This window comes from Streptomyces sp. NPDC091682 (assembly GCF_044756625.1).
Classification (GTDB): domain Bacteria; phylum Actinomycetota; class Actinomycetes; order Streptomycetales; family Streptomycetaceae; genus Streptomyces.
Map to the genome: position 1 here is coordinate 74,689 of NZ_JBIVTH010000008.1, position 14,070 is coordinate 88,758.

At 72.1% G+C, this 14,070-nt stretch carries 12 protein-coding genes; 6 read left to right on the plus strand and 6 right to left on the minus strand.

Annotated features, from left to right (window positions below; all coding sequences use genetic code 11):
- Positions 1-42 precede the first annotated feature (42 nt).
- The 3 genes from ACIQK6_RS19795 to ACIQK6_RS19805 form a co-directional block, all read right to left on the minus strand.
- Positions 43-1,899, minus strand: a complete 1,857-nt coding sequence (locus ACIQK6_RS19795) for a VanW family protein (protein WP_402695173.1) — start codon at positions 1,897-1,899, stop codon at positions 43-45.
- 165 nt (positions 1,900-2,064) lie between these two features.
- Positions 2,065-3,501, minus strand: a complete 1,437-nt coding sequence (locus ACIQK6_RS19800) for a hypothetical protein (protein ID WP_402695174.1) — start codon at positions 3,499-3,501, stop codon at positions 2,065-2,067.
- An 11-nt stretch (positions 3,502-3,512) separates the two neighbouring features.
- Positions 3,513-5,705, minus strand: a complete 2,193-nt coding sequence (locus tag ACIQK6_RS19805) for a CHAT domain-containing protein (RefSeq protein ID WP_402695175.1) — start codon at positions 5,703-5,705, stop codon at positions 3,513-3,515.
- 453 nt (positions 5,706-6,158) lie between these two features.
- On the opposite strand from ACIQK6_RS19805, the gene ACIQK6_RS19810 reads away from it, so the two are divergent.
- From ACIQK6_RS19810 to ACIQK6_RS19820, 3 genes are all read left to right on the plus strand, one after another.
- A complete protein-coding gene (locus ACIQK6_RS19810) occupies positions 6,159-7,454 on the plus strand; it encodes a ricin-type beta-trefoil lectin domain protein (protein WP_402695176.1) in 1,296 nt (431 codons plus the stop codon).
- A 55-nt stretch (positions 7,455-7,509) separates the two neighbouring features.
- Positions 7,510-7,893: a VOC family protein gene (locus tag ACIQK6_RS19815; RefSeq protein ID WP_329095058.1), complete on the plus strand. Its 384-nt coding sequence runs from the start codon at positions 7,510-7,512 to the stop codon at positions 7,891-7,893.
- A gap of 115 nt (positions 7,894-8,008) precedes the next feature.
- Positions 8,009-8,485: a MarR family transcriptional regulator gene (locus tag ACIQK6_RS19820; protein WP_329095060.1), complete on the plus strand. Its 477-nt coding sequence runs from the start codon at positions 8,009-8,011 to the stop codon at positions 8,483-8,485.
- A gap of 107 nt (positions 8,486-8,592) precedes the next feature.
- On the opposite strand, the gene ACIQK6_RS19825 is transcribed toward ACIQK6_RS19820, so the two are convergent.
- Positions 8,593-8,859 carry a hypothetical protein gene (locus tag ACIQK6_RS19825; protein ID WP_329095062.1) on the minus strand — a complete coding sequence of 89 codons (267 nt, stop codon included), beginning with the start codon at positions 8,857-8,859 and terminating at the stop codon, positions 8,593-8,595.
- A 115-nt stretch (positions 8,860-8,974) separates the two neighbouring features.
- Between ACIQK6_RS19825 and ACIQK6_RS19830 the strand changes: the two genes are divergently transcribed.
- The gene (locus ACIQK6_RS19830; RefSeq protein WP_402695177.1) at positions 8,975-10,168 is read left to right on the plus strand and encodes a sensor histidine kinase; all 1,194 of its coding nucleotides are present in this window, start codon (positions 8,975-8,977) and stop codon (positions 10,166-10,168) included.
- A 129-nt stretch (positions 10,169-10,297) separates the two neighbouring features.
- Here ACIQK6_RS19830 and ACIQK6_RS19835 read toward each other — a convergent pair whose 3' ends face one another.
- A complete protein-coding gene (locus ACIQK6_RS19835; protein ID WP_329095066.1) occupies positions 10,298-10,915 on the minus strand; it encodes a CGNR zinc finger domain-containing protein in 618 nt (205 codons plus the stop codon).
- A gap of 171 nt (positions 10,916-11,086) precedes the next feature.
- Between ACIQK6_RS19835 and ACIQK6_RS19840 the strand changes: the two genes are divergently transcribed.
- Entirely contained in the window at positions 11,087-11,827 is a 741-nt protein-coding gene (locus ACIQK6_RS19840) for a metallophosphoesterase (protein ID WP_329095068.1), read from the plus strand.
- A gap of 28 nt (positions 11,828-11,855) precedes the next feature.
- Entirely contained in the window at positions 11,856-12,479 is a 624-nt protein-coding gene (locus tag ACIQK6_RS19845) for a LysE family translocator (RefSeq protein WP_329095069.1), read from the plus strand.
- Between the two features lie 107 nt (positions 12,480-12,586).
- Here the strand turns inward: ACIQK6_RS19845 and ACIQK6_RS19850 are convergent, their stop codons facing one another.
- A complete protein-coding gene (locus ACIQK6_RS19850; protein ID WP_329095071.1) occupies positions 12,587-13,993 on the minus strand; it encodes a M1 family metallopeptidase in 1,407 nt (468 codons plus the stop codon).
- Positions 13,994-14,070: the final 77 nt, after the last annotated feature.

The following is a 14,070-nucleotide window of genomic DNA, read 5'->3' on the forward strand; positions in this document are numbered from 1 at the left end:
CGGTAAGCGTCCGGATTGTCACACCTGGTCCCCCGGTGACGTTCAGTCGGCGTGCTGCTGGGCCTCGGTCCGGACGCCGTTCACGGCGGCGGGGGGCGGGGTCTGCGAGGGCCCCGGGGCCTGCGGAGTGGCTCCCGGGGTGGCGCCCGGGGTGGCCCCGGGCGAGGCCTGCGGCGCACCCTCCGGGGTGCAGGTGACCTCGTCGCGCGGCGTGTAGTGGGTCTTGTAGTCCTCGTGCTTGACTTCCTTGCCGCCCTGGACGAAGGTCCGGCCGACGGTGACGTCGAAGCCTTCCAGGGGCGTCTGGACCTCGCAGGTCTCACCGCTGCCGGTCCGCTTGCCGGGCGGCGTGATGTTGGTGCGCGGGCCCTTGGTCGCACGTATCTCGTCGTACTTCTTCGTACCGAGGAAGGAGATCGTCAGCGAGGTGTCGGTGGACCGGGCCTGGATGTAGAGCGGGTGGCCGGAGTCGTTGATCCAGCGCAGGTCGAGGGTGCCCCAGGCCACGGTGGCTTCCCGGCCCTCGGGGTAGCGCTCGATGTAGAAGGAGTGCGCGCCGTGCTCGACGGGCTTGACGCCCGCGAAGAACGCGGCGTTGTACATGGTGGTGGCGACCGCCGAGACACCGCCGCCGGGCGATTTCACGAACTGGCCGTCGTTGATCATGATCCCGTCGACGAAGCCGTTCTCGGGGGTGCGCTCACCGACCGTGCGGTTGAAGCTCCACTCCTGCCCCGGCATGACGACGGAGCCGTTGATGAGCTCCACGGCGCGGCCGATGTTGGTGGTGCGGTACGGGGCGGCCGGGAATTCCACGGTGAAGGAGGAGACTTTCTCCTTGATCCCGAGGCGCCGCGCGTCGTCGGCGCTGAGCTCCGGCTGGACCGCCACCGTGGCGACCTCACCGCTGCGGGCCGGGCCGGTGCGGGTCAGCAGCGGCAGCACGGCCCGGCCGAGCGCTTCCTGGGTGACCTGTCGTCCCGTACGACCCTGGTCGGCGATCACGACGCGGCCGTCCGCAGCGAGGCCGGGCACGGCGTTGCGCGGCGTACGGGTGACCTCGTCGATCGTGGGCGCCACGGCCGGGTCCGCGAGCAGGCCCTTGGAGTCGAGGGCGGGTGCGAGGCGGCCCTGCCCGTCGGCCTTCATCTTCAGGTGCTCGCCGAGGACGGCGGGGGTTATGGACATGCGCCGACCGGCGACGGTGAGCGTGACGGGCCCGGACATCGCGGGCTCGGCGAACTGCCGCATGGCCCGTCCGGTCTCCTCGGCGCCGACGCGGGGCTCGGTGCGGGCGACCGGGAGCACGACGGGGCCCGTGTGCGGACGCAGGTAGGCGTCGCGGAGGGTGCCGAGGGCCTCGCCCTCGACGAGGGAGACGCCGGGGAGCGGGGTGACGGCCTTCGCCGCGCCCTCCTCGAACGCGATCGCCCCGTCGCGGACGTGCTGCTCTGTGGTCTCGCCGAGACGGTCCACCGCGGCACGGGCGGTCTGCTCGTTCATCCTGATCACGGGCGCCACGTCGTGGCTGCCCGAGGCGAAGAGGCTGCCGATGACGGAGCCCGGGCCGTAGCCGGTCCGTACGGCGCGGTCGACGGTCGCCTCGGTGTCGAGGGAGAGCCCGAACGCGGCGGGGTCGGCCTTCTCCACCCGGTCGCCGATCTTCACCGCGATCGGCGCCGCGGCGGCGGGCCCGAGCTCCCGGGTCAGGGCCCGGCGCGCCTCGGCCCGGCTCATGCCGCCGAGGTCCACCCCCAGGACCCGGGTGCCCTGGTCGATGTCGCCGCCGACCGCGAGGGCGGTTCCGTAGAGACCGCCCAGCGCGAGCACGACGGCTGCTCCCGCCGTCACCGGCAAAGCGATCCGTCGGTTGACCGTCCAGCTGCGCACGCGTCCCATATCTCTCCCGTGGCGCCCACCGGTCCCTCAGGTGGCGCGGGCCGCAAGGCAGCCATATACGACAATTACGGGAAATAATGATCCCTGCCGAATGCTCGATTTGGGGATGAATGTAATCGTTGTCACGATTCTTGTGCCGGCGGAGGCCCGCCGGGAGCGGGGGCCTCAGCCCCCCGTCACGCGGGTGCCGTCCGTGCCGTCCGGTCCGGCGACGACGAAGACGTCGGACAGCGGGGCCGTGTCGGCGCCGGCACTGATCAGCAGGTCGTACGTGCCGGCGGGCAGCACGCCGATGTCGACCCGCTGCCGCCGCCGCGCCACCGTGAGGTCGCGGGCGACCACCGACCGACCGGTGGTCCGGGCGGTCACGGAGAGTCGCGCCGGCACCTCGGGGAGTGCGTCCTCGCTGAGCGCGCTGATGGCCCCGACCTCGCAGACGACGGGTTCGTCGGCGAGGTAGAGGTCGTCACCGAGGTAGCTGAACCACGAGGTCACGGCGGCGCGCAGGTCGTCGATGCGTACGTCGTGCAGGGACTGGAGGATGCCGCCGAGGTGGTCGAGCATCGCGTCCTGGTTCTGCAGGCTCCCGTGCTTCTGCGGGACGAAGGTACGGGCGTCCTCGGTGCCGGAGAGGGCTGCGGAGAGTTTGGGCACCGTGCCGTCGCCCCCCTCGTCCGCGTCCCCGCGGAGCATCAGCGTCTCGACCTTGTGGTCGATGAGCCGGGCCGACTGTCGGGTGGGCTGGTCCATGCCGACGATGGGGTGGTAGACCACCTGGTTGGACTCCCAGGCGGATTCCTTCCGGTTTTCGGTGGCCGCCTTCTCCATCTCGTCGAAGAAGTCGGTGAGGTGGCTACTCCACTGCGGTTGCCAGCCGGGCAGCCCGGCCTTGGTCGGGGTGGCCGCCTCGCCGTCCGGCCCGTACACGCACTTGTAGACGGGTACGAGCTGGTGGAGGGCGGGGAAGGAGCGCAGGAGGCGCGTGAGGTCCTTCTCGAACGGACCGAACCGCTTGTGGAAGCCGTTGCACAGGAACTCGACGGCGTTGAGCGAGCCGTAATAGGGGGTCCCGAAGGTGACGATGGCCCGGGTGTCCTTCCAGCCGCCCAGCACCTCGACGAAGTAGCGGGAGACGAGCCCGCCCATCGAGTGCCCGATCAGGACGAGCTGGGCCGCGGAATTGCCGCTCGCCCCGCGCCAGTCCCGCAGCCAGGTGGCACTCTGCTCGGCGAGCCTGCGGGCGGCGGCCCGGTTGTCGCGCCGCCAGTCGTACGGGAAGGGGAAGTAGTTCCGGCCCTTCTGCAGGTCGAACCGAGCCAGCAGGAACTTCTCCATCGCCGTGTATCCGTCGATCTTCCACAGTCCGGGCAGGGTGTGCAGATCGGGCACCAGGCGGTCGGCGGCGACGCCGTCGCCGAGATCGTCCACGAGCCAGTCGTCCGCACCGAGCTCCAGGGACTCCAGCGAGCCGCCCAGGCTCGCCAGCGCACCCAGTACCGCCGAGGCGGAGGGCGCCCACACGTCCTTGCCGTTCCTGGTCAGCACGCTCCCTCCGATACCGGGGAGCAGTACGACGACATCGGCCATCGGCATCTTGGCCATGAGCGGACCTCCTAGCTGCCCCCTGGTCGCACGAACGGATCGGCCGCGTCCCCGTAGTGCTGGTAGGCGGCCCAGGAACTCCAGCGCTGCCCGCTCGGCGTGACGTCCGGGCCCTGCGGGCCGTTCGGACCGCCCGGGCCGGCGGGACCCTGCTCCGGCTGCCCCGCGGCGCGCAGCCCGTAGAGGCGCCTGCGCGCCGCGCGGACGGCGCCGCCCACCGTCGGGGTCGCCTCACCGGACCCGCCCTGGAACAGGTGCGTGTAGAACTGGTCGGCGAAGGAGATCCCCTGGTCGTCGGGGATCCGCCAGGCCGCCCCGATGTAGTGCCCCACCCCCATGCGCAGGAACTCGTCGGCGAGACTCGGCACGAGCGCGGCCTGCGGGTTCCCCCAGGGGGTGCGGCCGGCGAGACCGGGCGCTCCGGGCGGGGCGCCCGGGACGGCGGCGGCGCCGAGTCGGGCCGTGTAACAGGCATTGGCGACGACGATCAGTGGCGGGCGTTCGAGCAGGGCGAGTTCCTGGGCGGTCAGCAGGCCGTCCGCGAAGACCCAGCCCGAGCGCCGTCCGGTACCGGAGAGGTCGAAGGCGCTGTGCCCGCAGTAGTGCACGATGTGGTTGCCCCCGCACAGCAGCACCCGCAGCACGTCCAGGCGCCGGGCGGGATCGACGCCCGGCTGGCGCAGCGCGTTCGCCGCGCCGACGAAGAGGCTGACCTTGGCCCCGAGCTCCTTGAGCCGGGAGGCCACCGCGAGGGCCTCCTGGCGGGCTCCCGGCAGGTGGAAGCCCTTCTCCGGGTCTCCCGGGTCGCCGATCACCAGAGCGCGCAGCGGTCCGTCCGCCAGGCCCTCGGTCATCACCCGCGAATAGGTCGTGCGCAGTTGCCTGGACAGCTGGGTGCGGATCGCGAGGGGATCGCGCTTGTCCACGCCCGCCTGCTGGATCTCGGCCAGGAACTCCCAGGGGACGGAGGCCGTGTCCCGGTCCAGTTCCAGCAGCACCGTGGAGTCGTCGGTGAGCAGCCGCTGGAAGTCCGGCGGCACCACGAACCGGGACAGCAGGTCGGGCAGTTCGCTCGCGTCCTTGACGCTCGGTTCCGTCAGCCGGTCCACGAGTTCCCGCAGCAGGTCCATGTCCACCGGTACCAGCCGTTCCGGTACGGTGGCCCGCCCGGTCAGCGCCGCCCAGCGCAGGCCGCCGACTCCGGACTGGACGGACATCCGGACGGGCACGGCGTCGTCCTGGCCCTCCGCCGGCCTGCGGACGGTCAGGGACAGCTCGGTGCGTTCCACCGAGGCCAGGTCCGCCAGCTGCTCGCGGATCTTCTCCTGGATGTCGGCGTCGAAGCCGGCGAGCACGGTGTGCAGGACGTCCGCCCCGGCGGGCGGGCCGGGGCCGCCCGGGGTGCCGTCACTGCCGTCACGGGCGGCCGCGCCCGTCGGCCCGGCGAGCCCGGTCAGCGCCGACAGGGCGTACACCGCGGCGGAGGGCCCGAACAGTTCGCCGCCGCTCTCCTCGCGCAGTCCGGGGACGATCCGTACCTGCGGGAGCTTCGCTGCGGAGTCCGTGAGCGCGAGGTGGAGCTGCTCCGCGCGCAGCCTGTCGACCTCCATGAGGAGTACGTCGGTGAGCCGGGGCGGCGGTGCCGGCGGGCCCAGCGGCGCCAGGGCGTCGGCGAATCCCCGGACGATGGCGCGGGCCGCCTGTTTGACGGTCAGATTGCCCGTGCCCGAACCGATGAGCACGGTGGCCATGGTCCCGACGTGGCCGAGCCCGAGCGCTTCGCCGAGCAGGGAGGCGTACAGCTGGACGGCGCGGCGCTCCGTCAGGGTGCCCATCGGTCCCATGCCGACGACGGCCGCGCAGCGCACGGGGCCCTCCTTGCAGGGGAAGTACGTGACTTCGCCCAACTGGGCTTCGACCCAGCCGAGCTTGGTGTGCTCGGTGATGGTGCGGCGGGGTTCGACGGAGATGGCCCGGTCGAGTGCGAGTTCCGCGGCCGCGGGCACTACCGACTGGTAGTGACCCGTGACGTGCAGATCGGCCGCGATCTGCGCGATGTCGCCCCAGATCACGGTGATGTTGAGAGTTGGACCATCGGTGCGCGGCGGTCGGTCGGGGGCCGGAGCGGGAAACCGAGCGGGCGGGTTCGAGGCCGTCGGTACGTCCTCCAGCAGGTCAGCGATGCGAGCGGCGGGGGTGCTCACCACGCTCCTCCTTTAGAGTCGCCCGAGCTTCTCGATCCGAGTGCGTCACATCTCTCTCCCCGACTGGATTATCCCACTGACGGGGCCCGGTCGTCGCGCGGTGCGCCCGGCCGGGTCCGGGGCCAACGGGCCTGCCGACCGCGGGGCGCCACCTGCGGCTGCTCGCGGGTGCGGCGTCCGCGCCCGCCGGGCCGATCCCGCCGGGACACAAGGGGGCTGATGTCGCATTGCGGGGTGGGCACACGGGGCAAGAGGGGCATCAACTCGGCTTCCCTCGCTTCGCATTGGCCTCCCAGGATCATCAGGGTTAGATTCCTGGAAACTTCTCCAATTTCGAGTGGGGCTGGCTGACGTGTTGGAGCTGACGGGGAGCGGGGCCGAGCCGCTGGAGGCGGGGGATCCGCGCCGCATCGGGTCGATCCCGCTGGCGGGCCGGCTCGGGGTCGAAAGCGGTTGAGCGGCGCCACCGATGTGTTCGCGCTGGGCTCCGTACTCGCGTACGCGGCGTGCGGGCAGCCGCCGTTCGGCGACGAGTCGGGGCACGGAGTGCTGTACCGGATCGTCCACGAGGAGCCCGATCTGGAGCCGTTGCGGGAGCTGGAGCCGAACCTCGCCGAGCTCGTCGCGGCCTGCCTCGACAAGGATCCCGAGGGACGTCCCACCGCCGCCGAACTCCTCGAACGTGCCCGCCTGCACGGCCCGTTCGCCGCCCCGCTGTGGCCGGGGGCCGTCACCGAGCGCCTGACCGAGCGGGCCGCCTTCGCAGCGAACGCACCGGAGGCCGACGTACCCACCGTCCCGCTCACCGGTGAGCACCCCGAACCTGAGCCGGAACCCGAGTCGGAGCCCGAGAAGGACCCGGCTCCGGCGATCCCCGCTCCCCCGGTCACGGCCCGGCCGGAACGGACCGCGCCCCGCCGCCGCACCCGCGTCCTGCTCGCCGTCGTGCCGGTCGTCGTGGTCGCGGGCGGTACGACCCTCGCCCTTCAGCACCTGCCGTCCGCCTCCGCGCCGCGGGCCGGAGCCGGGAACTCACCGTCCGCCCCGGTCACGGCGCCGGTCGACCCGACGGCATCGACGACCGCCGCGGGACCAGCAGGAACAGCGGGCGCCAGCCCGTCGGGTACGGCGTCGCCGGCGCAACCGCCCGCCCAGGACCCGGGAGCGGCCGCGGCCGCCGGGGGCGCAGGCGGCCCCGGTTCCGGAACCGGCCCCGGGCCCCTCCCCGGCGGCGGTACCCAGCCCGGTTCGAGCAGCGCCGGGAACTCCGACAACCCGGCGAACGGGGGCGGATCGGGCAGTATGCGCCCCGGCGGCACCGGCGGGGCCGGCGGCAGCGGCGGGACGTCCACGGCGCCCACGACCCCGCCGCCCCCGGCGCCTCCCGCTTCCGGCACCTACCGCTTCCGCAACGGCAACAACAGCCAGTGCATCACGCAGGTCTTCGGCGCTTCGGACTCCGGCGACTGCGCGGACGCGAGCGCCCGGTGGACCGTCCAGAGCAGTCCGGACGGCAGCTTCAAACTCGTCAACCAGCAGGGCGGGGGCTGCCTGTACGCCAACATGCTCGGCCAGGCCGTCTTCGTCGGCGACTGCTCCCAGGGCACCGCCCGGTTGTGGCGGACGGGGTCGGGCGGCAGCCTCCGCAACGACTTCAGCGGGGGCTGTCTCGACCTGGGCATGAGCAGCGGTCTCGTGACGAAGACGTGCGGCGGGGAGGCGTCGCAGCGCTGGACGAAACAGGGCTAGCCGACCAGGGCGAACTCGGTGGCGGATGCAGAGATGGTCGGGCAGGGTGAGCCTCATGGTCTCAGTGGTGCAGAACGTGGCGATCGACTGTTCGGATGCGTATGAACTGGCTCTGTTCTGGAGCGAAGTGACGGGTTGTCCGGTGTATCCGCAGTCCAAACCAGGCGACCAGGAGACGCTGGTGATGCTCGCCGAGGGCCCGGTGCTGTACTTCAACCAGGTGCCGGAAGCGAAGACGGTCAAGAACCGGATCCACCTGTGCCTGAATCCGACGACCTCGCGCGAGGAGGAGGTCGAGCGGCTGTTGAAGCTCGGAGCCACCCTGGTCATTGACCGTCGGGAGCCGGACGGTACGGGCTGGGCGGTTCTCGCCGATCCTGAAGGCAATGAATTCTGCGTCCTGCGCAGCGAGTCCGACCACGCCGCGACGCCTTCCTGAGGCACCCGCCCCGCCCTTGCCCTCAAGCACGCTTGAGGGCATACGGTCTCCGCACGGCCCGCACACCGTGCAGGCCATGCAGACCGTGCGCCGAAGTACCGTGAAGGGGCATGACATGACGACCCAGCAGATGTCCGACGTCGAACTCGCCGGCCAGCCCGCCGCCTACTGGACCGGGATCGCCTACGAGGCGCTCATCGCGTTCACCCGGGCCCGGATGACCGAGAAGGGCCACACCCAGCCGCAACTCTGGCTGCTGCGCAATCTGTCGGCGAACGACATCTCACCCGACGGCAAGGGGATGACCCTGCCCGAGCTGCGGTTGGCCATGGCCTCCTACATCCGGCGCGAGGACGATCTGGCGGCGGAGGCCGAGGACCTCCTGGAGCGCGGCTGGCTGACCCGGGACCCCGAGGACCGGCTGTGGCTCACCGAGGAGGGCGAGCGGGCCCGCATCGATCTCGCGCGAGGCGCCCCGGCGATCCGTGCCGCCCTCCACGAGGGCGTCGACGACGCGGACTACGTCACCACGCTGAAGGTGCTCCAACAACTGATCCACAACGCGGCCGGGCCGAGCACGCACTCGCGGTAGCCGTCGTGCCGGCAGGGTCACCGCTCGTCCGTGCCCAGCCATTCCGCGAGGGTGTCGTGCAGGCGCTCAACCTGGGCCCGATCGAGGATCACGGTCGCCCGACCCGGTCAGCCGTCCGGGCAGGCCCCGGCGGACTGGGCGAGGGACACGCGCAGGTACTCCACCGGCAGGCCCTCCGCCGTCGCCAGGGCGCCTGCGGCGGCCACCTCCCGGTTCCGGACTCCGGGATGACAGTGATTCGGTACCGCGGCGATCTCCAGCCGGCCCGCACGCGGGTGGTCGTCCGCGGGATTGACGTGCGACCCCTGGTAGACCAGCGGTGCGCCTTCGTCGCCGTCCTCGGCGAGCAACAGCCAGGTGGCGAAGATCGACATCGGTCCTCCCTCAACAGGGTCTCGGTTCGCGACCGCCGCAGGCTACGTCACTACCCGGCCATCGGGCGCGTGGGTGCGGAGGGACCGGGTGGGTGGATGATCTAATCTGCGCGCTATGTGGTCTCCTCTCCTGCGCATCCCCGCCGTTCCCGGCAGGGCAGTGCTCCTGCTGCGGTCCCTCGCAGCCTGTGCGCTCGCGGCCGCGGCCTGGGCTGACGTACGCGCCGGAACGTTCACCGGACCGGCGTCGCAGGGCCGGCTCGCGCTGTCGGCCACCGCCGTGGGCGCGGTCCTCGTCGCCCTGCCCCTGTTCAAGGAGGGCTGGTCGTACGTCTACGCCGGGGGCGCCGCCGCCACCGTCTCACTGGTCTGCTCCGCGGCCGTGCACGTGAGCCACGCAGCCATCGGCGTCTCGTCCGCATACGGGGCGTTCGAGCCGGCCGCCCTCCTGGTGGTGCTGGCCTTCGTCGCCCGGCGCGGCCCGGCGGCCTGCGCCGCGCCGGTCGCGCTGCTGCTGGCGGCGGCCGTCGTCCTGCGGCCGCTGTCCGTCGGCGTGCAGGAGGGCAGCCTGGCCGTCGCGTTCGGCCTCATCCTGGTCACCGTCCTGGTGGCGGGGGCGAGCGTGACCGCGCGGATGGTGGAGGCGGACCGGCGGCAGCGCGCACACCGCATCCGGCTCGAACAGCGGATCGACCTGGCCAGGGACCTGCACGACCACCTCGCCCACCACGTGGCGGGCATCGTGGTGCAGGCACAGGGCGCCAGGGCGGTCGCCGCCAGGCGGCCCGACATGGTCCTGCCCGCTCTGCAACGCATCGAGGAGACCGGAGCGGAGGCGCTCGCGTCCGTGCGGCAGATGGTCGCCGGGCTCGAGGCAGGCGAAAGCGACGCACCGCCGGCCGCGCCCGCCGGCATGGACGACCTGCGGGCCCTGGTGCGGGGGTTCGCCTTGAACGGCGTACCGGCCCACCTCAGCGAGGAAGGCCCGACGGACACGGTTCCGCCCGAGGTGGCCGCCATCCTGCACCGGGTGACGGTGGAGTCCCTCACCAACATCCGCAAGCACGCCCGCCACTGCCGCCACGTCAGCGTCCACGTGCGCGTCCGTCCCCACGAGGCCGCCGTGCGGATAACCAGTGACGGGACGGCCCGCCTGACCTCCCGCCCGGGCTACGGGCTGAAGGACCTGCGCGAACGCGTCACCCTGGGCGGCGGCACCTTCCGGGCCGAGCCCACCGCCGAGGGCGACTGGCAGGTACGGGCCCGGCTGCCGCTCACCACCCCCGGGGGGCGCTCGGTCGCCTCCTAGAGCAGCAGGAAGCCCTGGTGGTGGAGGGCAACCCGGATGGCGCCGCCCGCTGGCCCCGCTCGAGCCCGACCCCGGTACCGCGACCACGGCGCGGCCGTCTCGGCGCGGCCCCGGGGTTTCCCCGAGCGATCAGGACGGTGCGGAACCGCCGTCGACAACCGTGCGCTGACGCCTGTAGTGGCGGGCTGCCCGGGCGCGGTTTCCGCACGACGGCTTGCACCACTCCTGCCGCCCGTGGCTCTTGAGGAAGTAGCGCACGCAGCGGGGTGCGGTGCAGGATCGCAACTGCGTGCGCTGCGGGCCGCTGAGAAAGTCGATGGCGGCTCGGGCCAGGGCCGCGACGAGCCGAACGTGCGGATCGTTCTCCGCCGACAGCAGTCGGGCGGTAGGGACTCCTCCCACGGGCCAGGTGATTTGCGGGGCAACCGGTTCCCGCGCGGCAGCCGCATTGAGGTGGGCCATTGCCCGGTCGACGGTCATCAGGCGATGGGCGTCCGCCGGGCTGGGGGGAGCGGGACTGACCACTCGGGCGAACAGGGCCCGCACTGCCTGCCGAAGTTCGATGATCCCGAGCCTGAGGCCCTCATCCGCTGCGAGTCCTCCCACCGGAAGGTGGCCGGCCAGCAGATCCCCCTGCTCGTGGATCCAGCGCGTCGTCCCCTGGACCGTGGCGAGGTCGTCGGCGACGCCGCCGTCTCCGTCGTGACGGATCGTGCTCGCCAGTTCCAGTGCCAGCCAGCGCTCCACGAGGCATCCCCTTCCCATTCGGTGCCCGGTCGTCAGCCACTTGATCACATCCCTGCGCACACCCTAAAGTCCCTAACGGTAAACAAGAAACTTCCGTTAGAACTGGGGTGGGTTCAGACGCCTGCCCCAGCACAGGAGGCGGCTGAGCCCGCCATGGGAGGCGACTGCGGAATGACCCTGCTTGCACAGATCAGCGACCTGCACCTGGACGGCAGCGAGAGGGCGACCCGACGCGCCACCCGCGTCATGGACTACTTGCGAGCCCTGCCCCACCCGGTTGACGCGCTCCTGGTCACCGGGGACATCGCCGATCACGGCGAGGAGGCCGAGTACGAGGAAGCGGTCCAGATCCTGTCCGCCCCCTTCCCCGTGCTCACCTGCCCCGGAAACCACGACGCGCGACCGGCCTACCGCAAGGCCCTGCTCGGAGGGGCGCCCGACCACGGCCCCATCAACCAGGCCCACGACGTCGCCGGCACCACCATCCTGATGTGCGACTCCACCATCCCGGGCCGCGACGAGGGACGCCTCGACGCCCACACGCTCGCCTGGATCGACACCACCCTCACCGCGCTGCCGCAGGACACCCCGGCACTGATCGCCTTCCACCAGCCGCCGGTCGAACTCCATCACCCCCTGCCCGACTCCGGCATGCTCGAAGAGCCCGGGCAACTGGCCGACTTGCTCGACGCGCACCCGCAGGTCGTCGCCGTCCTCACGGGCCACGCCCACACCGCGGCCGCCTCGACCTTCGCCGCGCGTCCGCTGATCGTCGGCCCGGCCATCACCTGGACCCTGCGCATGCCCTGGGAGGGCGACAGGGCCGCGGACCGCGACCAGCCGCCCGGCCTCGCGTTCCACGTCCTGTCCGACGACCGGCGCCTGACCACCCACTACCGCGTCGTGCTCTGATCCCCCGCTCGCACGATCGGGAGGCATCGTGGTCCGTCCCTACGCCGTCGCCGGGTTCCTGGTGGCGCTCCTTCCGCTGATCGCCACCCCCGGAGCCAGCCTGGCCCTGCTGATCCAACACGTCACCGACAGCGGCCGCCGCCAGGCTCTTCCGGTCGTCCTCGGCACGGTCACCGGCCTGTACGTCCACGCCGCCCTCGCCATGGCCGGCCTGTCAGCCCTGGTCATGCACTCCAGCCTGGCCTTCACCGCCGTCAAACTGATCGGTGCCGTCTACCTCATCGGCCTCGGCGCATGGACCTGGCGTTCCGCCGCCCCGAACGCCGCACCCGTCCCCCACCGCCCCTACCCGCCGACGGGGTCGGACTCCGTCTACGCCCAAGCGTTGCTCGCCAACGTCCTCAACCCGAAGGCGGCAGCCATCTACTTGACCCTGGTCCCCCAGTTCATCGCACCGCGCCAACCCTTCGGCGGCCAGATCCTCACCTTGGCCACCGCCCACGCGCTGCTGATCGCAGTCTGGCTTACCGCCTGGACCTTCCTCATCCTGCGCGCCGCACACGCCCTGCACGGACCCCGCTTCAAGCGAACTGCCGCCAAGGCCACGGCAGCGGTCCTCATCGCCCTCGGCATTCGGAGCGCCGTGACGTAGGCGGACAGGACGCTCCGTCAAGGGCGTTGCAGCAGCCTCGGTCTCGGGCAGCGGCCGGAACGGGCCCGTGACGGCCGCCCGTGGCGCGCGCCGCTGCCCGACAGCGGCTAGGTCGAGGCCTTGCCCCGACCGCCCTTGGAGCCGCCGTTCGTCGGCGGGTATCCGGGCCTCGCCGGTATCGGGGGCCGGGGCGGCGCCGGCAGGGGCGGGAGGGCCGGCTGGTGGAGCCAGGCGGTGAACAGGTCGTCCAACGGTTCGGCCGCGTAACGGGCCGCGTGGTGGGTGAGGGCCACGGTGGACACCACCCCGTGGCGGTGGACCGTGGCCCAGTCCCGCAGCATGCGGAAGAACGCGCCGTCGCCCAGCGCGCAGCGGATCGCGTGCATGGTCAGGCCGCCGCGCTGGTACAGGCGGTCGTCGAACATCAGCTTGCGGCCGGGGTCGGCCAGGCGCAGGTCCTGCGGCTGCGAGGACAGCAGCCGGTGTGCGGCGGCCGCCAGTTCGTGCGCGGTGCGGCCGCCGGAGCGTTCCGACCAGAGCCATTCGGCGTACTTCGCGAAGCCCTCGTTCAGCCAGATGTGCCGCCAGTCGGCGATGGTCACGCTGTTGCCGAACCACTGGTGCGCCAGCTCGTGGGCGATGAGGCGTTCCGAACCGCGGACGCCGTCCACGTGGTTGGCGCCGAAGGTCGACAGGCCCTGCGCCTCCACGGGGACGTCCAGTTCCTCGTCGGCGACGACCACCACGTACTCGCCGAAGGGGTAGGGCCCGAAGAGTTCCTCGAACAGGCGCATCATGGCGGGCTGCCGGGCGAAGTCGCGGGAGAACCGCGCCAGCAGGTGCGGCGGCACGTGTGCGCTCTGCGGTACGCCGCCCAGTCCGGGGTCGCCGAGGAGCACCGTCTGGTACATGCCGATGGACAGGCCGACCAGGTAGCTGGAGGTCGGCGCGGACTGCTCGTAGACCCAGGTGGTCGTGCTGGCCTTCGTCGTGCGCGTGAGCAGTCGGCCGCCGGCCACGACCGCGTAGGGGGACGGCGTGTTGACCGAGATGTGGTACGAGGCCTTGTCGGCGGGCCGGTCGTTGCACGGGTACCAGGAGGGCGCGCCGACGGGCTGGCTGGCCACCAGGGCGCCGTCGGTCAGTTCCTCCCAACCGAGGCCGCCCCAGGGGCTGCGCACCGGTTTGGGGTTGCCGGCCCAGTGCACCTCCACGGTGAAGGCGGAGCCGGCGGGCAGGGGCTTGGCCGGGCGGATGCGCAGCTTGCCGCCGCGGTGGGTGTAGTGCGGGGCCCGGCCGTTCACCAGGACGCGGCCTATTCTGAATTCGGCCAGGTTCAGGTGGAACTCGGTGAGCGGCGCCCGCCCGGCGATCGCGCTCAGCCGGGCCGTGCCGGCGAGCCGGTTGGGGCCGGGACGGTACTCCAGAGCGAGTTCGTACCGGTGCACTCGGTAACGGGAGTCGCCGTTGGCCGGGAAGTACGGGTCCGATGGCTCTGTTCTCTGGCCGCTCACTGCCGCTTCCGCTCCCTGCGCTGTGCTCGTACGACGTGCCGGTGTGCCGACGTACCGGTGGTGTGCCGGTGCCGCCC